At 62.9% G+C, this 17,820-nt stretch carries 18 protein-coding genes; 5 read left to right on the top strand and 13 right to left on the bottom strand.

Going from position 1 to position 17,820, the window contains the following annotated elements; translation table 11 throughout:
* Window positions 1–332: 332 nt before the first annotated feature.
* From JFN93_RS00285 to JFN93_RS00265, 5 genes are all read right to left on the bottom strand, one after another.
* On the bottom strand, window positions 333–725 hold the full coding sequence (locus JFN93_RS00285) for a DUF3619 family protein (RefSeq protein WP_199381978.1): 393 nt from the start codon (window positions 723–725) through the stop codon (window positions 333–335).
* Window positions 725–1,246, bottom strand: a complete 522-nt coding sequence (locus JFN93_RS00280; RefSeq protein WP_268898768.1) for an RNA polymerase sigma factor — start codon at window positions 1,244–1,246, stop codon at window positions 725–727. The genes JFN93_RS00285 and JFN93_RS00280 overlap by 1 nt, the downstream gene beginning before the upstream one ends.
* Before the next feature lie 60 nt (window positions 1,247–1,306).
* A complete protein-coding gene (locus tag JFN93_RS00275; protein WP_199381977.1) occupies window positions 1,307–2,146 on the bottom strand; it encodes a transporter in 840 nt (279 codons plus the stop codon).
* 95 nt (window positions 2,147–2,241) lie between these two features.
* A complete protein-coding gene (locus JFN93_RS00270; RefSeq protein ID WP_199381976.1) occupies window positions 2,242–2,745 on the bottom strand; it encodes a DUF3106 domain-containing protein in 504 nt (167 codons plus the stop codon).
* Window positions 2,723–3,010, bottom strand: a complete 288-nt coding sequence (locus JFN93_RS00265) for a hypothetical protein (protein WP_199381975.1) — start codon at window positions 3,008–3,010, stop codon at window positions 2,723–2,725. The genes JFN93_RS00270 and JFN93_RS00265 overlap by 23 nt, the downstream gene beginning before the upstream one ends.
* 349 nt (window positions 3,011–3,359) lie before the next feature.
* Here JFN93_RS00265 and JFN93_RS00260 point away from each other — a divergent pair, with 349 nt between their 5' ends.
* The 4 genes from JFN93_RS00260 to JFN93_RS00245 all read left to right on the top strand — a co-directional run bounded on the left by JFN93_RS00260 (window position 3,360) and on the right by JFN93_RS00245 (window position 5,806).
* On the top strand, window positions 3,360–3,803 hold the full coding sequence (locus tag JFN93_RS00260; RefSeq protein WP_199381974.1) for an Hsp20/alpha crystallin family protein: 444 nt from the start codon (window positions 3,360–3,362) through the stop codon (window positions 3,801–3,803).
* Between the two features lie 31 nt (window positions 3,804–3,834).
* Window positions 3,835–4,227 (top strand): Hsp20/alpha crystallin family protein, encoded by a 393-nt coding sequence (locus tag JFN93_RS00255; protein ID WP_199381973.1) that lies wholly within the window; start codon window positions 3,835–3,837, stop codon window positions 4,225–4,227.
* A gap of 313 nt (window positions 4,228–4,540) precedes the next feature.
* Window positions 4,541–4,729: a hypothetical protein gene (locus JFN93_RS00250; protein WP_199381972.1), complete on the top strand. Its 189-nt coding sequence runs from the start codon at window positions 4,541–4,543 to the stop codon at window positions 4,727–4,729.
* A 114-nt stretch (window positions 4,730–4,843) separates the two neighbouring features.
* Window positions 4,844–5,806 (top strand): hypothetical protein, encoded by a 963-nt coding sequence (locus tag JFN93_RS00245; RefSeq protein WP_199381971.1) that lies wholly within the window; start codon window positions 4,844–4,846, stop codon window positions 5,804–5,806.
* On the opposite strand, the gene JFN93_RS00240 is transcribed toward JFN93_RS00245, so the two are convergent.
* A complete protein-coding gene (locus tag JFN93_RS00240; RefSeq protein WP_199381970.1) occupies window positions 5,807–6,496 on the bottom strand; it encodes a CDP-diacylglycerol diphosphatase in 690 nt (229 codons plus the stop codon).
* 215 nt (window positions 6,497–6,711) lie between these two features.
* Here JFN93_RS00240 and JFN93_RS00235 point away from each other — a divergent pair, with 215 nt between their 5' ends.
* Window positions 6,712–7,074: a hypothetical protein gene (locus JFN93_RS00235; protein ID WP_199381969.1), complete on the top strand. Its 363-nt coding sequence runs from the start codon at window positions 6,712–6,714 to the stop codon at window positions 7,072–7,074.
* A 97-nt stretch (window positions 7,075–7,171) separates the two neighbouring features.
* On the opposite strand, the gene JFN93_RS00230 is transcribed toward JFN93_RS00235, so the two are convergent.
* The 7 genes from JFN93_RS00230 to JFN93_RS00200 form a co-directional block, all read right to left on the bottom strand.
* Window positions 7,172–9,496 carry a cache domain-containing protein gene (locus tag JFN93_RS00230; protein ID WP_199381968.1) on the bottom strand — a complete coding sequence of 775 codons (2,325 nt, stop codon included), beginning with the start codon at window positions 9,494–9,496 and terminating at the stop codon, window positions 7,172–7,174.
* Window positions 9,497–9,738: 242 nt separating this feature from the next.
* Window positions 9,739–10,518 (bottom strand): DNA-formamidopyrimidine glycosylase family protein, encoded by a 780-nt coding sequence (locus JFN93_RS00225; RefSeq protein ID WP_199381967.1) that lies wholly within the window; start codon window positions 10,516–10,518, stop codon window positions 9,739–9,741.
* 102 nt (window positions 10,519–10,620) lie between these two features.
* Window positions 10,621–11,034 carry a tetratricopeptide repeat protein gene (locus JFN93_RS00220; RefSeq protein ID WP_199381966.1) on the bottom strand — a complete coding sequence of 138 codons (414 nt, stop codon included), beginning with the start codon at window positions 11,032–11,034 and terminating at the stop codon, window positions 10,621–10,623.
* On the bottom strand, window positions 11,031–11,483 hold the full coding sequence (locus JFN93_RS00215; protein WP_199381965.1) for a hypothetical protein: 453 nt from the start codon (window positions 11,481–11,483) through the stop codon (window positions 11,031–11,033). Before JFN93_RS00215 ends, JFN93_RS00220 begins: the two co-directional genes overlap by 4 nt.
* Before the next feature lie 56 nt (window positions 11,484–11,539).
* Window positions 11,540–12,352 carry a cytochrome c biogenesis protein CcsA gene (gene ccsA, locus JFN93_RS00210; RefSeq protein WP_199381964.1) on the bottom strand — a complete coding sequence of 271 codons (813 nt, stop codon included), beginning with the start codon at window positions 12,350–12,352 and terminating at the stop codon, window positions 11,540–11,542.
* 125 nt (window positions 12,353–12,477) lie between these two features.
* Window positions 12,478–13,830 carry a cytochrome c biogenesis protein ResB gene (locus JFN93_RS00205; RefSeq protein ID WP_199381963.1) on the bottom strand — a complete coding sequence of 451 codons (1,353 nt, stop codon included), beginning with the start codon at window positions 13,828–13,830 and terminating at the stop codon, window positions 12,478–12,480.
* A 170-nt stretch (window positions 13,831–14,000) separates the two neighbouring features.
* Window positions 14,001–17,789 (bottom strand): cytochrome c3 family protein, encoded by a 3,789-nt coding sequence (locus JFN93_RS00200; protein WP_199381962.1) that lies wholly within the window; start codon window positions 17,787–17,789, stop codon window positions 14,001–14,003.
* Window positions 17,790–17,820: the final 31 nt, after the last annotated feature.

The following is a 17,820-nucleotide window of genomic DNA, read 5'->3' as shown; positions in this document are numbered from 1 at the left end:
GCCGCGTTGGTACCCTTCCAAACGCGAGGGTTCCGCTACGGTTGACGGCTTTACAAAATTATTTTGAGCCGCAGATGAACGCGGATGAAACCGTGTGAACCGGTTGCGGGGGTTCGCAGGCGTAGACGATGGGGTGAAATGGGGGGGGAGGCGAACGTAGCGTCCCCTCTCTTTCAAGGACGCGTGCGCCAGCATGGCTTGCGACGGGGAGGGCGAGGATGGGGTTCGTCCAGTCAACAGTAGTCAGTGGTCAATCAGGGGCAAAAGGTCGGACGGGCGCAGCACGCTGCGCCCCTAGAGGCAGGGGGAGGTAATGCGGTTTTACTCGGGCGTCAGCGTTTTTCCGCCTTCATCTTTTGCTTTACCAATTGCGGGTTGGTGGCGAGCCAGCGGTAGAAGTCGAGGTCCTGGATCATGGTCATGTTCTCCTGGGAGGTGACCACCTCCAGGTCCTCCGGCGCCATGCCGCGGGTGCCGTGCGAGGGATTAAAGGCGAACAGGGAAACCGCCAGCAGCCCGACCGCCCCCAGGGAAAGCCGCGCCGGCGACAGCCAGGCCGGGAAGAAGCCATACCAACCCTTGCCTTCCGGCGCCGCGGCCAGGGCCTGCATCCGCGCGCGGTAGAGCCGGTCGGCCACCTTCGGATCGAGGCGGTCCACACTTGCATCCAGCTGCTCCCGGATGGTACCGACCAGTTCTTCGTCGTTCAAAATGGCCTTTTTCATCACCGGTACTCCTCCAAGTGTCCCCTCAGGGCCTGCAACGCCCTGAAATAGTGCGTTTTTACGCTTCCTTCCGAACATCCCATCGCTACTGCCGTCTCCCGGGTGTCGAGCCCTTCCCAGGCCCGCATCAAGAATGCCTGCTGCTGCCGCAGCGGAAGGGTCCGGAGCGCCTTTTCCAGCGCCGCGGCCAACTGGCCATCTTCGAAGAGGCGGTCGGGATGCAGGGTCTCCCGGTCCGGGACGTTTTCCAAAGGATCGCTGTCGTCGTTGTCGTCGTTGCCAAACCCAAGCCAGCTCCGCACCCGGTTCCGTACCGTGGAGCGGCGGTGCCAGTCGGTGATCCGGCTCTGCAGCACCCGGTAAAAGAGGGGGCTCCACTCGCCGGCGGGATGGGTCCGGTACTTGCGGACAAAGGCCAGCATCGAGTCCTGCACGATGTCGAGGGCCTCGTCGTCGTTGCTGCAAGCCACGGCGGCCATTCGAAAGGCCTTTCTCTCCACCGCCGCGAGGAAAGTATTCAGTTGGGCGTTGTCGTACAGACGAAACTCCGTGCAGCCGGGGGTACCCGCAATCCGGATACCCTAGAAACTGATACTGACCGCGCCGCCCCCTTGCCAGTCGGGCGACCAGGTGGTGAGGCCGCGGTCCAGATAGGTCTTGAGAAAGACCCGGCGGCTGAGGACGTAGAGAACCTTTGCTTCCAGCTGCAGCCCCGCCCCGGTCCCCTCCTCGGTGGCGGTCATACCCTTGATCCCGAAGTCGGTCCTGAGCCCCGGGAGCACCTCGTATCCCACCCCCAGGTCATAACCGAAATAGTTGCGGGCGTTGTAGAGGGAGGTCCTCCCCTGGACGGTGTAGTCGCCGTCGAGGTAGAGGTACCAGTTCCCCAGCCACTTGCTCGAGGTGAACCCGGCCACGCCGTCGACGGCTCCGGTCCCCAGCCCCGAGTCGGCCGTCGGCACCTTAAGCCCCGCCACGGCGCGCAGTTCCGGGACCCCATCGGTCTCGGGGAGCAGGGTGTATCCGGCGGAAAGGAGCAGGTCGCCGAGACCGCTGACCGCGCGGGTCCGGCTCGCCGAAACGGTGGAGCTCCCTCCCCCCATCATCGGGGGGGCCGCCGGAGCGGCTCCGCGCGCCGCCACGAGTTTTCCGGAACGGACCGGTTTCCCCCCGACGACTTCCTCGTTGCTCTGCCAAAGATACGGGATGGAAAGCCCCAGATCGAAGCGCGGCGTGACCAGGTAGCTCAGCGAGAACGGCACCGCGACCGTGGTGGTCGAGGTCGGATTGCCGTAGCTGCCGGTAGCGACATCGAACCCGACTTCGGCGGCAACGCGGGATTTTTTTTCGGCGTCCGCCCCGCTCCCGGCCTGGCTTCGGGCCGGTTGCCCCAACACGAACAGGATCAGGGCGCCCAGCACCAAGATCCCTGTTTTTCCAATACTATGTCCCGCCGTAGCGTCCCTGTCGTCTTTGTTCACACCTTTACCCGACCACCAGCTCTTCCCCCGCTTGATTACCTCCGCATCATCGGTCGCGGAATGGGGGGACCCCGCCGCTGGTCGTGCAGAAACTCGTGCCGCTCCTGAGGCGACATCGAACGCCATTGCTCGCGCAACTGCTGGCGGTCGGCGTCCGGCATGTTGTTGAAGTCCCGAAACTGCTGGCGGATCCGGTCCTGGTCCGCCGCCGGCATGGACCGGAAGGTGGCCAGGTTGCGCCGGATCATCTCCCGCTTGTCGGGCGAGAGTTTTTGCCACTGGGCAAACCGCTCCCGCGCCCTCTGGCGCTCCTTGTCTCCGAGGGAGAGCCATTTTTCCGCGCCGCGCAGGTATTGTTCCTGGCGCTCCACGGAAAGCTTGTGCCACCGCGCATGCAGTTGTTTGAGCACATGCTGCTGCGCCGGCGACAGGCTCTCCCACCGGATACCCGTCGTTTCCGCCCCGGCCCAGGCGGGGGCCAGGAGAGAAATCGCCAGGAGCAAGATGAGGACCAGGCTATTTTTTGGGGACATTGCCATGCTCGTTTTCCTTCTGGTGCGCGCTGCCGTCTTTCTGCTTTCCCGTTTTCGAGGACTCTCCCCCGATCATCTTCTTGAGCATCGAGTAGAGCTCCTCCAGGGTCATATTCTCAAGCCCCTTGATGCCGGAAGACTCCACCGTTCCCAGGTATTCGAGAAATTCCGGGGATAGTGACTCCTCCGCCGCCCGCCCCTCACGCGCCGCCACCAAGTGGAGCAGCACGAGAAGCATCAGGAGGGGGAGTATCTTGGACGGTGACATCATGAGCTTTTGATCCCTATAACGCTTCGATTTTGAAGCGGTTGACAGGCGAAGACGGCGAAACGGCAATAATCTAACTGAATCCGCTCCTTTCGGCAACGCATTTGAGATTGGCACGCTCCCACCTTACCCACTGACGAACCTTCGATCGTTTGCGGCACGGCCGGCTCGCCTCTCCGCGGCGACTGCTGTTTTAAGGATCCGGCCGGAGACGCCTCCACGCAAACACCGCCGTAACCGGCCGAATCACCGTCAGATTTACCCGTCGCACTTTTTATCGGCGCCCCCCTTGATTTTGGAAAAGCGCTTCTTATTTTATGCGCAGAAAAGCAATGCAAAGGAGGTAGCAACCATGGCTAGTTTTGATTTGTACCGGGAGCTGGACAATCTGCGCAGGGAAATGGATGAGGCTTTCCGGGGCACCGGGTCCCCCCGCTCCGCGGCCATGTCCCCCCTTTTTTCCGCACACCGTTCCCCCCCCGCCAATCTCGGCGAGGACGAAAACAACCTCTACCTCGACGTCATGATTCCCGGTGTCGACCCGAAGTCGGCCGAGGTAACCGTACTCAGGAACACCGTCACCGTATCCGGAGAAAGGAAACCGGCTCTCGAGCAGCGGGGCCAGATTCCGCACCGCCAGGAGCTTTGGAGGGGCCGTTTTTCCCGGGCGATCGAGCTCCCGGTCGAGGTCGATGCCGAGAGGATCTCGGCGGTGTGCAAGGACGGGATCATGCGCATCACCATGCCCAAGGCAGCGCACGAAAAACCGCGCCGGATCGAAATTGCCGCAGCGTAAGGCAAAAACCTAAGGAAAGGAGGTCATCACGATGGCTGGAAACGTCATGGTAAACAACGCACCTTCCCCCGCGCGGGGCGAGGAAACCCGGAGCTACCGGCACGTCGTGGCGCCGGCGGTCGACATCGTCGAATACGAAGAGGGGCTGATGCTGGTCGCCGATCTGCCGGGCGCCGGGAAAGAGTCCCTGGAGGTGAGCGTGGACCAGGGGGTGCTCACCATCGCTGCGGAGGCACCGGAAGCGATGCCGGGGCGCACGCTCTTTACCGAGTTCGAACTCGCCCGGTACCGCCGGCAGTTCCGGATCAGCGACGAGTTGGATCATGCCAAGGCGCGGGCGGATTTCGTCAACGGCGTCCTCACCCTGAGGATCCCGGTGGCCGAGGCTGCCAAACCGCGCAAGATCGAAGTCAAGGTCTCTTGACCGCAGGCAGGACCGACCCGACCTTCTTGTACAACCGACACGAACCTGCCGAACATTCTGTGGGAGCGCCATTCCTGGCGCGAACCGCCGGAGGCGGTTGTATCGGTTGCCGATATTCGCGCCTGGAAAGGCGCTCCCACCGGGTAGGCAGCTTTCTGCTTGCTTGAAAAGGACGCGCTTGCGACAAGATTAGCTGCCGGCATCGCCAGTCCGACATCTACAGGTAAATGCAGCGCGGCCCTTCCCTTTCTCGACAACCCGCCCTATCGGTCGATTTGGGTTTTCGATTTTTCCTGCCCCCAAGGAGGATGTTATGAAGAAAAGCCATCTCAACCCACTTGACGTCATCAACCACCATCTTCGCGACCTGCTGCAGCGGCTCACCGCGAGCAGCGATCCCGGTGAACGCGAGGTCCTGCACAAGCGCCTGAAAATCATGATGCAGGTCCGGCAGTTCATCCGGTCCAATCTCAGCGATTACCATTCCCAAACGGCAACCTAGCGGCGGCAAGGTCAGCCCCGGCCCCTCCGGACCGCAACTTCGCCACCCGGCACGAATTAACTATCACTTAACATCTGATAGAATGGCCGGAACTTCAAGGAAGGAGGACCGGCCATGAGACAGTTCACGCAGGAGGAACTGAAGGGGGCGCTGGCGCTGGCAAAGGACAAAAGGCGGCGCTGCTCGACGCTGCTCAGCCAGGCCAATTTCTACGAACGTACCCGCCTGCTCGCCCACCGCGGCAGGTTCGATGCCAAGCTCCTCGAGCCGTGCCTGAACAGCCTCGGACGCAGCAGCGAGCTGGACGGCATCCTGGAGCAGAACCAGACCGAGATGCGCCGTTTTCTGGAAAAGCAGCGGGCGGCGATGGTCAAGCAGTCGGAAACCCAAAGCGACACCCTGGCCTACGGGATCACCAGCCGGCGCCGCGCCGTCGAGCACCTTGCGGCAGTGAAGAACCAGAGCCAGGAGAGCCCGAATCTCAGCTTCGTGGTCCTGGACCGCCCCCTGTTCATCTTTCCTTCCGACGGCATCACCATGACGAGTTCCCTCTTTGCCCCCTGGAACAACGTGGCCAAGATCAGCGGGGAGTGGAACACCCCGATGGCCAATGACGGCAACGACGACCTGAGCTTCATCTTCGTCTGGGAAAACCCCAACGAGCACGCGGTGGTGCTCAACGTGGAGTCGTACCTCTCCCTGAACGGCTACTGCGACGTCCTGGCCGAGGCCGGAGACAACAACAGCATGCTCAGCATGCTCGCCGAGCTGGGAATCCTGGAATACTGGAACAACCCGCCGACCTCGCCGACCGGACAGCGGGCGCAGTTCGATTACGTGGCGTTTCTATCGGCAGACGGAGGGGGGATCTTCGGGGTGGGGGATTACGAATCGACCGGGGTGGGCGGTTCCTTCGACGTGAGGTACCGGGACTTCCTGGTCCCGCCCCAGGGGGTGGCGGTTTTCGAGGTGACGCTGTCGATCCGCCACTGGACCAACGGCGGCTTCATCGAGGCCGATTTCACCAGCGGGGACTTCGAGGTGATGTGCCCGGCGGTGGTGATCAGCATTCAATGACTACCGGCAGTACGCCTCGGTGAATTCCTTTTCCGGACTCACCGGGTCGACCACCACCAGGTACCCCCCATCGGGGGACGAGGCGACCAGGACACCGTAGTCGGTGAACTTGGCCGCCTCTGCTTTTTCCCGGGCGGTACGCCAGACCTGATCGAGATTGGGGACCCGCGCCTGGGGCAGCTTGGTAAAACGCTGGCGCGCGTCCGGCTTGAGCCTCACGACGTGGACATGCAACTGGTCCTGGCTGCGATAAAGACGGGGATTCACCACCAGCGCCATGACCGTCTCGTCACCGATGCGCCGGCGCCCCAGCTCCCACGCAAAGCACCAGATCCCCTCCGGGCGGTGCGGGTCTTCCACCCCGGTCACCTTCGCCCGGGGAATCGCCAGGGCGTGGAAGTACCCCTCCGGGCAGCCGCACATCTTGCGGTCGGCAAAAGCCACGTAGTTGTTCGCCTCCGCCAGCACCTGGAGCGTCTCCCCGCAGGCCGCATGCCCGGCGCACCCTTTCTCGGCGCGCGGCGTCGAGCATTGCCCGCAGTAATCGACGGCGGAAGGATCGAGGCAGGTGCTGACCGTTTTCCAGAGAAAGTCGCGGGAGCCGGCCCAAGCGCCGGTCGGCAGGGTCCCCGCAAAGGTCAGCATCAGTATCAAAACGGCACCGGCGCGGCGCATGGCAACAGATTTCATGAATCCCTCCTTCAGACGGCACGCCACGGGGAGAGGCGAACCGATACGGACCTGACCTTGTACATCATTTACGCGCCAAGGTAAAGCGCGCCGCCGCGGCACCCGCGGTGTTCCCCGATCGGGGGGCACCCGGACCAATCGGGTCTGTTTTGTAAAAGTTAAGTGATTAAGGTAAACTGGGGGCGGTAGTAAAACGGAAAAGGCAGGGGGATACGATGACTTCCATTCAGATCTTCAAGCAGTGCCCGACGTGCCTTACCATCTGGCGAACCAGGGACGAATTTCTCTGCGACCCCGATGTCCAGCTCAACGGTTACAAGGTCGACTTCAAGGAGCTGGAATTCGGGCTTTTCTTCTTCACCCACAAGAAGGAGAACTGCATCTCCAGCATCGTTTTCGAGGCGCGCGACTTCGTCGACCTCTACCAGGGACCCCGCTTTACCGAGCGCATGGACACGAGTCCCGACTGCCCGCGCCATTGCATGGACCAGGACGACCTGGAACGCTGCAGCGAGAATTGCGACGCCGCCTTCGTCCGGGAAATCGTCAACATGATCCGGGAAAAGCAGCGGGCTTGACCGGTAACGCAATCCATCTTGCACGCAAGCAACGTCCCCTCCACCCTTCTCTCTTCAACCCGCCCCGGTCCCAATCCGCACGTCGCTGGATCTCCCTTCACACCAAGACGGTGAATTCCGCGCCCTGCCCCACATTGCGGGCACTCAAGGCCCCCCCCATATTCTGCTCGATGATCACCTTCGACATGTAGAGGCCGATACCGCTGCCGGTCCCGGACTCCTTCCCGGAGAAGTAAAGGTCGTAGATCCGCGGCAGGATCTCCTCGGCAACCCCGCCTGCGTTGTCGGTCACCCGCAGCACCGACCGGTCGCCGTCGGCCCCGAGGAAGATGGAGATGCGCGGCCCCTTGACCTTGCGCTCGACGAGCACGTCGCGCGCATTCGCCAGCAGGTTCAGCAGCACCTGGGCGTATTCGTTGCGGTACCCCTCGACGGTGATGTTTTGGTCCAGCTGCACGTCCACCTTGATGTCGTGGCACCTGAGGTTCGCATTGATCAGCTCCAGGACGCTCGTCACCACGCTGCTCACGTTGAAGATCCGCTTCTCCTTGTCCTGACGGAAGAAATTCCGGAAATCGTCGATGGTGCGCGACATGTAGTCGATGGTATTCATGATCGCGGTGACCTGCTCGCGCACGTCGGTGGGATCGAGGGTCTCCGTCTTCGCCTCCTCGCCGAGGTACTGGGCGATCAGGCCGAGGTTGTTGAGCGGCTGGCGCCACTGGTGGGCGATGTTGTTGATCATCTCCCCCATCACCGCGAGCCGGCTTTGCAATACCAGGGCCTGGTCTTTCTGGCGCAGGTCCATCACCGTGGACATGATCCGTTCCTCAAGGGAGCGGTTCAGCTCCTTGAGCTCCAACTGCCGCAGCGCCAGTTCGTCCTGGGCCGCCTTGCGTTCCGCCACTTCCTGCTCCAAAAGCACCTTCTGCTCGTGCAGTACCGTGATGTCGTGCGAGATGCCGATCACCCCGACGATAACGCCGGCCGCGTCGCGAAACGGCGCCTTGATGGTCTCCACCAGGATCCGGCGTCCCTGCAGCAGTTCAACCGACTGTTCCAGCCGGCTGAGCTCCCCCGACTCCAAGGTGCGGCGATCCCAGCGGCGATAATGCTCGGCGACCGCCGCCGGCGCGAAATCGTAGTCGCTGCGCCCGATCACCTCCTCCTTGGGCACCCCGGCAAAGTGGCGGGCGAAGGACTCGTTGCAGCCGCGGTACACGCTGTCGCGATCCTTGAAGAAGATCATGTCCGGGATGGCATCGATGAGCGAGCGCAGGAAGGCGCGTTCGTCCTCGATGGTCCGGTTCTGCCGCTTCAACTCCTCGCGCTGGATGTCGAGGGTGTCGATCATGGCGTTGAAGGCGGAAGCGAGCACCCCGATTTCCTCCGAGGATGCTATCGGGGTGTGCCGCTCCTCCCCGGACTTTTGCGGGAGATTGCGCACGTGGCGCGTAAAGGCCGCCAGCGGGGCCATGAGACGTTTCATGATGAGCCAGGTCACCACCATCAAAAGACCGGTGACCGGAAGCGCCATCAGCAGGAAGTACGCCTTGGCGCGCTGCAAGGGGGCGTAGGCCTCGGACACCGGGAAATTGGCCGAGAGGATCCAGGAGGTCGAGCGCAGCCGCTTGAAGGTGCTCAGTACCCGGACCCCCTGGGAGTTCACCGTTTCACCGCTCCCCTCGAACCCCTTCAGGGCGCGCAGGAAAAGCGTGTTCGCGCCGGACGCCGCCGGCTTCATGATGCGACTGCTCTCCGGATGCACGATCATGATCCCGGAACTGTCGGTGAGGTAGAGGTACCCGTCCCGGCCGATGCTCACTTTGGCGAGATCGGCGAGGAAGTTCTCGCTTAAAAGGTCGAAGCTCCCGACGAACAGGCCGTTGATCTTCCCGTCGGGGGCGTAGATCGGCGCAGTGACCATGACCGCCGGGTGTTTGGGGAGGTGGGTGGAGAAGTACGGGTCGGATATGTAGGGGAGGCCGGTTTCCATGGTCTTGCGGAACCACGGACGATAGGAGAGGTCCTTGCCCCGGCGCCCCGGGAGGTAGCGCTGTTCGGCGATGATGCGCCCTTGCGGGGAGATCAAGAGCAGGTTGTTGTCGAAGATCGATTTGAGGGAGATCCGCTCGTCGAGAAAGCGCTGGGCGGCCACCGGGTCGTGCCAGGCCCCGGGCGGGATCCCGGGAGCCGCCGCGAGGAGCGCTTTTTGAGCGATGCTGAGTTTTGACTCGATATTGTCGGCCAGGGTCGAGACCAGGGTCTGCTGCTGGACCGCGATGGATTCCTTCTCGATCCGCTCGAAATAGGTGAAGGCGAGATAGAGCGCACCAAAGAAAAAGAGCCCGAACATGGCGGCAACGGCCAATACCATCTTCGCCTTCAGACTCATGCTCTTGGGATATTGAATACCAGACATGCACGTTCCCTGGCTGCACCTTGCGGTCGGCCCCGAGCGGGCCGGCACCGCGCGATGCAGTTTTTCGCCGGTCATCGATCATCCCCCCGCCGGTCACGGGAGGCGGAGCAATAAAGTACGCCAATCAAAGCACGTTAACAAGATTTTTTTTAGATTGCATGCAAACGAAAGCCGCCGGCGTTTCTCGGGCAGCGGGAGGACCGGCGGCTTTCGTTTTTTCGGGGGGGGAAACGTGCGCTGGGTCAGCGATAGAGGATCTGTTCGTCGGTGTAGTAGGTCCGTTTCGAGGCGATCTGCTCGACGATGACCGGACGGCCGGTCGGCGAGCTCTTGATGGATCGGCCGTGCACCGAGAGGAAGTCGCGGACCTCGCCGGCCAGGATGCCGGGATGGTGCTGCTCCAGGTATTTGGTCGCATCGGTGAGCACGGAGACGATGCAGTGGGCGAGTTCCTCGACCGCGGCATCGGGGAGCTTGCCGGCCAGGGAGTGGGGAGCGATCCGCGCCCGCCAGAGGATCTCGTCGGAGTAGGCGTTGCCGATCCCGCCGATCAGCTTCTGATCGATCAAAAGCGCCTTCACCAAAGAGCGGGGCTTGCTGCGGCAGATCTTGGCGAGCAGGGCCGGAGTGATCTCCAGGGCGTCCGGCGCCCGCCCGGAAAGGTCGGGATTCAGGTTCACCATGACCAGCGACTGCGGATCGGTGACCGAGAGGATGTCTTGAGAGTCGAAGCGGATGGTGAGGATGGGGGACCGGGGGAGCTCATTGTCGCGGCTCCAGGCAAAGCCGCCGGCGAGCATGAGCATGACCGTGAGGCAGGCGCCGTCGTCGAGGACGAAGAGAATCTCCTTCCCGACGCGCCGGACCTCGGTCAACCGGTGCCCGACCAGGGCCTTGCGGAAGGTTTCCGGGGGGACGTTGAGCCGTTTCGGGCGCAGGTACGCGGCATCGACGATGCCACGGTTAAGGACGAGCTTTTGGAGGGATTGGGCAAAAACGGTGAGATCGGGCAACTCGGGCATGTTCCGGCTCCTTGTCCGCCGGGAGCGAGCCTCCGGGCGGGAAAACGATCCGGAAACTTTAATATACAACCGCCCCTCGCGCCACCACCGATGCGGCCCGAATCAGCGGTTCATCTCATGCAAGAGGTCACAGGCGCTTTGGTCGCCGAGCTCGCACCCCTTCCGGAAGTCCCCCGCGGCCGGCTCCCGTTTTCCGCTCTGGTTCAGTGCCAGCCCCCGGGTCACGTAATGGGCCGGCTCCCCGGGCTCGATCTCGATTACCCGGCTGAAATCGGCCAGCGCCGCGTCGACCTCGCCCCGGCCCAGGTGCAGAAAGCCGCGGCTCAACAGGGCGCGGACGTGATCCGGGCGGATCTCGATGGCCCGGTCCAGGTAGTCAAGCGCCGCCTCTGGATAGCCCCGCGCCTGCATCTTGTCTGCGGTCTTCAGGTAGAGGTCGGCCCGGTCCTCTCCCCAACCGGAAAGGGGCCAGGCCAGCAGGACCGTGAGGAGCAGGATCAAAAAGCGCCGGTTCATTCTTTCAGATTCTGGACCGAGTCGACCCGCCACCGGCCGTCCACCTTGATGAGGTTGTACTGGAGTTGGTAGCTTTCCTCCTGCTTCTGCTTGGTAATCAGCCCGGAGGTGCGGTCCACCCACCAGTAACGCCACTTCTCGTCGGTCCGGACCGTCGCCTCGTTGTCGGCGACTTTGGTCCGGACGATCTTGTAGTCGACGATTTCGGTGCGCATCGAGTTGTTGGTGGCATTGAGCGCCTGGATCAGGGGGAAGATCTTCTTCAGCTCCTTCTCGGTAGCAAGCGGCACCAGCTGCTTCATGTCCGCCTTGGCATAGGTATCCTGCAGGACGCTGCAGTAGTTCGCGACGAACGCTTTGACTTCCTCCTCCTTCTTATCGCTGCAGCCGAGGACCAGCAGCGCTCCGATACAGAGTAAGGCGTACAGACGTGTCAGACGGTTAATCATGGCGCTCTCCTTGATGGTGAAGCTTCATGGCAACGAGCGCGGCGGCTGCGACCGGCTCAGAAAACGACGGTGTGAACGCTCGACCCGTGGCCGAACCCGAAATAGAGAAAGATGACGGCGAAAAGAGAAAGCACCGCGAGCCAGGCGGCCCGGCGTCCGGTCCATCCCAACGTCACCCGCAGGTGCAGGTTCGCACCGTAGACCAGCCAGGAGATGAGCGACCAGGTCTCGACGGGGTCCCACCCCCAGTACCGCCCCCAGAGCCCGTGGGCCCAGATGGCGCCGCTGGCGATCATGACCGACTGGGCGAAAAACCCGAACAGGATGAGCCGCAGGGAGAGTTCGTCCAAAAGTTTGAGTTCCGGCAGCCGGATCAGAAAACCGGTGTGCGACTTCTCCTTGAGGAGGTACATGCCGCCCGAGCAGAAGGCGGTGAGGTAGGAGCCGAACGAGAACCAGGCAAAAAGGACATGGACGAAGATCCAGTTGCTCCGGAAGGCCGGCTCCAGCGGGCGGAGCTCGCCGCCGGAGAGCATCCCGTTGCCCAGAATGAGCAGGACCAGCGGGGTCACCGCGACCGCGAAGGGGCGTGCCGGCGGAAAGAACCGCCGCAGCACCAGGTAGGTCAGGATGATGATCCAGGTCCCGGCCAGGGAATTCTCGTAGGTATACATCGCCGGGATGTGGCCGGTAACGTACCAGCGCACGGCGATGGCCACCGTCTGGGCCGCGAACGCGGCGACGGTGAGGTTGAAACCGAACACCTGCAGCCGCTCCTTCCGGAACACGAGCGCGTTCAGAAACAGCAGAAACGAAACCGCGTACCCAGCGACCGCGATCCAGAGGAATATCTCTTCCCAAAAAGCCATTTATTCAATGATCAATGATCAAAGATCAATGATCGCCTCCGCGTATTTCTATGACCAATCCCTAGCGAAGCTGGAGCTTCGCCCGGCCAGCCGTTCCCAAGCTGGAGCTTGGGAACGAGAATAGTTCATTGTTCATTGTCCATTGCTTCATCAATGGCCAGCACTTCCTTCTCCAGAAAGGCCGGATAGTACCTGCTGTAGCCACGGATGGTACAGGTGCTCCGATATTCCGCAGCATCCTCCCCTGCCGGGGCCAGGGTGAACTCGATCCGGCGCTCGTTGCTCAAGAAACGGATGAAAAGCCCCACCACCCCGAGCAGGGAGCCGAGCATCACCAGGAGTACCCCTCGCTCGCTGGTGACGGTGAGGCTCACCCAGTGCCGGAAGTCCGGGACCCGGATCCGGACCCCTTCCCAGAGCGCCTCATCCCCGGGCTGGAACAGTCCCTGGAAAACCTGCCGGTCCCCCCGGAAAAGCCGTACCAGGGTTACCGGATGGTCGGGACGCTTCGACTTGGTCCCGATCCGTTCCCCCTGTTGCACGAAGTCCGGAAAGAACATGACCATGGCCCGGACCCCGCCGTCCAAGTCGAAGTAGTCCCCCTCCTCCGGATGCCTGAGGTTCAGGTAGTAATCGAAGAACGGGCGGCCGTCACGCTCCAGGACGAGCCGGGGCGCACTGCCGTATTCGCTGAGACTGAACTGGTATCCCTCGTAGTTTGCCGCCCGGTTCACCGAAAAGGGAAGCTCCCGACTCCCCTTCGGATCGGTCACCGCGAGGATGCCACCAAAATCGTACCGGTACTCCCCCCGGTAGTATTCACCCCGCAGCCGCTTCACCTCGACCTGCAGGTCGGGGACCCGTGCGGCGTCGTATCCTTCGAGCGCAACGACGGTGGAGCGCAGAGAGACCGGGGTGTCTCCGGTGACGATCAGCTCGCCCCGGAAGCCGCCCAGCACGGTCACCGGCCCGGCAACAAAGCAAGCGATGAGGCCGGCATGAAAGAGGATCGATCCCCACAAACCGGAGCGCCCTTTCTGCCCGGACAGGATCACACCTTCGGCCGTTTCCTCGCACCCCACCTCCCATTTCCCATGGGCCAGGAAGCGCTGGACCTTTTCCCGGAGAGTCTCCAGGTCCTCAGCGGCACAGCGGGTTACCGAAAAGGAGAAGACCTTTTCCGTTTCGAACGGTACCGCTCGTGCCTTTCCCACCTTGACCAGCCGGTCCACCGTGCAGGCCAGGGTGGAGAGACAGAGCAGGAAGGAAACGCCCAGAAAGAGCGGGGTCCGGACCAGATATGGTGTGGAGAAGTGGCTGTAGATCCAGAAGCGGTCGGGATCGTGCAGCTGCAGATCGTGCCAGCGCTCCGGCGAGAGGGTGTAGGTGTTGGGAAGAAAGGCGGAGATCAGCAGCGCGACGAGGACCGCGGCCAAGAGGTACAGCGCAATCTTTCTGGATATCAACAGCTTCAGCATCCGCCCTGGGAACTCCCCCCGCCTATGAAAAAGAAGGCCCGCCATTATCCTTGCCCGGGCCGCTTTGCGCAATTGTTTTTTCCACGAGGCGGAAGCTAAACGGCTCGATACGGAAAGGGGGGCCTGTCGCCAAGCCCCCCTTGCGGTTCAAAACAGGTGTGAAGCGCTTGCTACCGGGCGCTCGTGTAGTTGTAGAGGACCCCGGAGGTCGTCGTGTTGTAGGTGGTGCGACCGCAGGTGGAGACCGAGTTCGTGTTGACCGTGTAGCAGGTCGCCGACCCGGTGGCCGGCATGTTGTAGCCGTTCCAGCTCGCTCCGTTCAGGAAGCGCTTCCCCTGCCCCTTGCTGTTGTTCGGTGCGGTGGCGTTGCTCGCCACGGCGTTGGTCCCGTGGATCCCGCCAATCTTGTCGCCCACGTGGCAGTGCCGGCAGGTCACGTCCTTCCAGGTCAGCGCACTGGTCGACACCAGGCGGGTGTCCTGGGTGAAAAAGCCGGTCAGGCTCGTCCCGTCCGGATGGCCGGTCCCCCCGGAGTGCGCGAGCCGGGTGAAGCTGCGGTAGGGGATCTTGTTGGTCCCGATGGCGGTGTTGTCGTTGTAGGAGTTGGCATCGCCGTAAACGTCGCGGCGGTGGCAGTTGAAGCAGAAGATCGTGCTGACCGCCCCGGTGTTCGGGGTGACGGAGACCACCGAGGAGCCGTTGAACCAGTCGAAGCTCAGCGAGGTGTCCAGCGACTTGATCAGCCAACTGTTGATCGAGGCGTGGGGGCCGACCGGATCGGTCTTGGTCGAGCCGTGGCAGTCGGTACAGCGCAGGATGGCCCAAGGACCTACCGGCGGCACGAAGTTGTTCCCCAGTCCCGCGGTCAGTTTGAAATAGGAGTTACTGTAGCTCGCGGTCGGCTTGGGCCGTACGGTCACCTGGGTCGATGAGTCGACCGTGGCCACCTCGAACCACCCCTTGGTTGCGCCCTGGGACAGGGCGGCGCCGCCGTTAGCCCCGTTGATGTAGATCATCCAGCCGGGACGGACCGTGCTCGGGATGGAGGCGTTGAAGGTAACCACCCCGGAAGTGTTGATCGAGACCGTCTTGGTAGTGTCGTTCCCCCCCCCCAGTGCCGGCTTGTGGTAGTTGTAGGATGACGAGGTGGCCGAGCCAAAGGCCGGCCAGTGGCCGTTGTAGGCGCTCTTGCCGCCGGCGACGTCGCCGGTGGCGATGATCGGCTGGTTCCGGCCTCGGGTGTAGACGGCGTGGTGAGCCGGGTTGTTCGGGTTGAACTCGTCGAGGACGTCGGTGCCGCGGGCGTTGGAGTTCGCCGCCGGGCCGCCGGAGGGGAGCATCGGCGTGACGTTGCCGAAGGCATACGAGCTGTGGCACCTGACGCAGAGGTCGCGCTGGCCGGCAACCGTGGAACCGCCCAGGCCGGTGGTGCTCAGGTTGTCAAAGACGTTCTGGATCTTGCGCAGCCCGACCACGCCGGTCATGTTGCCGTAGGTGGTCGGCTTTCTCCAGCCGGTGGGAACCACACCCCAGACCCCGGAGGAGCCGGAGCCGGCGCGGCCGCCGCTTTGGCCGACGCTGGTCCAGACGTCGCCCATCTGGATTTCGTAGCTGTAGGTGGTGTCCGGGATGGTGGTCCAGGGTATGGAAACGGTGTAGGTCCCGGTCGCCTTGTTGAAGGCGGTTACAAAACGGAGCTGCTCGTAACCTGCCGAACTGCGTGCCTTGATCAGCCGGCTGGCCCAGATGTTGTCGGTCCACCCGTTGACGTTTACCAGCGAGCTGTCGGTAAGCGTGGTGGCGGTCGCCGAGGAGACCGTCCCCTCCGGGTTCTTGAACGATGCGTGCGGGTTGTGGCAGTCGGCGCAGGAGACGTGCCGGGTGCCGATGAAGTAGTTGTCGCCGCCGGTGGTGGAGAGGCCACTAACCGAGGGATTGAAGGTGATCGTGCCCGCGGCGCCGCCGTTGACGGTGGAGGTCACCCATTTGCCGTTGGCATCGAAGACCCCGGGGAAGGTGATGGTCAGTCCGTTGAACTCGGAGCCGGACCAGGTCTTGGTGGTATCGGTAATCTGGGTGGCGGCGGTCGCGGAGTTCGCCGTCACGGAGACACCGGTGTCCCCCTTGTTCCACCCGGGGCCGGCACTTACCCGCTCGTCGCTCTCGTGGCGGGCGAAGCCGTCCAGCGGATGAGCTGCCGGTTTCACCACCTGCACGCTGCCCGCCGCCGAGGTAAGGCTGGAGGCGAGGGTGAGGGTGTAGCTGTACGGATAGGAGGCGTTGCCGCTGGAAGTAGGACCGGCGGTTATCGCATTGATGATCCGCGCCCCGCCGGGGGTCCAGAGCCGGTATCCCTTGATGGAGGTGGAAGTCCAGGTGTTGCTGGTCAGGTAGACGGTTACCGAGGTCCTCCGGCTGATGGCAGCGTTCAGCCGCCCCGAATCCCCCACGAAGATATCGTAGATCCCCTCCAGAGAGCTGGTCATGCTCTTTTGACCGTACCAGTCGAGGTTCGCCCCGCTCGATTTCTCCTCGCCGCTCTTGCTGTGGCAGCTGAAGCAGACGTTCTCGATGGGGAGGTTGTCGTCGGCGACGTCGAACATGGAGGTATTGTCCATGCCGGTCGGCCAGCTCCCCAGGGTGAGGGTGTCGCCGGTGTTCGTGGTAATGACCGCCCGGCTGTTGGCGCCGCTGCCGTTGGTGATCACGACATAGAACCCCTGGTAGACATCGGTATCCCAGTTCGGGCTCGGCACCACCTGGACCGTCTTATTGGTGCTGTTCAGGGTCAGGCTGGTCCCGGAGGCCGGCCGCTGGTAGAAATCGTTGCCGAAGATGGCGAAGCGGGCCGGTACCGTCGAGTTGTGCTCGCCGAACTTGTTGGTCCCCTTCTGCGCGGCGTAAGAGCTCTTGGGTCCCTCGCCGTTTCGCCCGATGGAGTCGTTGTGGCATTTGACGCAGACCGCGTTGAAGGTGGTGCCGTCCCCGTAGGTGCTCGTCACCGAATAGCCGTGGGTGGAGTTGTTCAGGACCGTGGTGGCGTTACCGTAGGCGAGGTTCGGATACGGGATCGGCATGGTCTTGGTCTCGCCGTTGGGTCCGATGACCGCCTTGGTCTTCTCGGTATCGTGGCAGCTCAGGCAGAGGTTGTCGTCCCGGTTCATGCCGCGGTTCGGCACCGTGGAGACGTTGGGGCGGAGGTTGAAGGCCCGGTTCCCCTTGAACTGGTCGTGGTCCACGTGGCACATGAGGCAGCGCCGCGCCGCGGGGGCGACGTTGGTCGAGTTGGGGACGTTGGTGGCGTACCAGCTGGTCCCGAAGGTACCGCCGGTGAGGGTGGCATCGCTCGTGGTCTTCGCGTTGTCCAGGTAGTGCTTGTAGCTCACCCCCGGGGTATTGCTGTGCATCCCGTAGCCGGAGGCGTTCAGGTAGAGATCGCTGTGGCAGCCGTCGCAGGAGCTACCGCCCGGGGACTCACCGGAGCGGAAGCCGTTGGAATGCAGGTGGCAGGAGGTGCAGTCGACGTTCCCCTTGTGGTTTGCGCCGTTGGCCGAGTTGTCGTAACGATGGTGCGAGGTCTTGGTGTGGCAGACGTCGCAGACGTGGTTGGACGAAGTGTGCCCGCTGTCGTCACCGAACGCGGTGTAGGAGCCGAAGACGACGCTGCGCTGGTTCACGCCGATGGTGATCGTGCTGCGGATCCCCTTGGCATTGCCGCTCGGCGCTCCGGCGGTATGGCAGGTGTTGCAGGTGAACTGCCCGTACTGGCTCAAGGGGGTGTTTCCCCAGCTCCCCCCCCAGTACTTGGACTGGGTACTCGAGCTGTTGTGCATGATGGGGTTCACCGCGTGGGCGGGGGTCCCGCCGAACAGCGTCGCCGCTGCGGCGACCGCCAGGGTTCCCGCGATGCCGCGGAAAAGGCCCAGCGCTTTCTGTCGTCTCGTCTTCACCTTGTTCACTGGCTTAACTCCCCTGCTGACCGTACGTGTA

Source organism: Geomesophilobacter sediminis (assembly GCF_016458275.1).
Lineage (GTDB): Bacteria > Desulfobacterota > Desulfuromonadia > Geobacterales > Geobacteraceae > Geomesophilobacter > Geomesophilobacter sediminis.
This window is presented reverse-complemented; position numbering and strand designations above follow the sequence as displayed.

What these genes read in the sequence shown, in the direction of transcription:
- JFN93_RS00240 (WP_199381970.1), bottom strand. Translation starts at nt 6,496, where the DNA reads ATGAAATCTGTTGCCATGCGCCGCGCCGGTGCCGTTTTGATACTGATG.
- JFN93_RS00220 (WP_199381966.1), bottom strand. Translation starts at nt 11,034, where the DNA reads ATGAACCGGCGCTTTTTGATCCTGCTCCTCACGGTCCTGCTGGCCTGG.
- JFN93_RS00255 (WP_199381973.1), top strand. Translation starts at nt 3,835, where the DNA reads ATGGCTGGAAACGTCATGGTAAACAACGCACCTTCCCCCGCGCGGGGC.
- JFN93_RS00285 (WP_199381978.1), bottom strand. Translation starts at nt 725, where the DNA reads ATGAAAAAGGCCATTTTGAACGACGAAGAACTGGTCGGTACCATCCGG.
- JFN93_RS00225 (WP_199381967.1), bottom strand. Translation starts at nt 10,518, where the DNA reads ATGCCCGAGTTGCCCGATCTCACCGTTTTTGCCCAATCCCTCCAAAAG.
- JFN93_RS00215 (WP_199381965.1), bottom strand. Translation starts at nt 11,483, where the DNA reads ATGATTAACCGTCTGACACGTCTGTACGCCTTACTCTGTATCGGAGCG.
- JFN93_RS00250 (WP_199381972.1), top strand. Translation starts at nt 4,541, where the DNA reads ATGAAGAAAAGCCATCTCAACCCACTTGACGTCATCAACCACCATCTT.
- JFN93_RS00265 (WP_199381975.1), bottom strand. Translation starts at nt 3,010, where the DNA reads ATGATGTCACCGTCCAAGATACTCCCCCTCCTGATGCTTCTCGTGCTG.
- JFN93_RS00235 (WP_199381969.1), top strand. Translation starts at nt 6,712, where the DNA reads ATGACTTCCATTCAGATCTTCAAGCAGTGCCCGACGTGCCTTACCATC.
- JFN93_RS00270 (WP_199381976.1), bottom strand. Translation starts at nt 2,745, where the DNA reads ATGGCAATGTCCCCAAAAAATAGCCTGGTCCTCATCTTGCTCCTGGCG.
- ccsA (WP_199381964.1), bottom strand. Translation starts at nt 12,352, where the DNA reads ATGGCTTTTTGGGAAGAGATATTCCTCTGGATCGCGGTCGCTGGGTAC.
- JFN93_RS00245 (WP_199381971.1), top strand. Translation starts at nt 4,844, where the DNA reads ATGAGACAGTTCACGCAGGAGGAACTGAAGGGGGCGCTGGCGCTGGCA.
- JFN93_RS00230 (WP_199381968.1), bottom strand. Translation starts at nt 9,496, where the DNA reads ATGTCTGGTATTCAATATCCCAAGAGCATGAGTCTGAAGGCGAAGATG.
- JFN93_RS00260 (WP_199381974.1), top strand. Translation starts at nt 3,360, where the DNA reads ATGGCTAGTTTTGATTTGTACCGGGAGCTGGACAATCTGCGCAGGGAA.
- JFN93_RS00205 (WP_199381963.1), bottom strand. Translation starts at nt 13,830, where the DNA reads ATGCTGAAGCTGTTGATATCCAGAAAGATTGCGCTGTACCTCTTGGCC.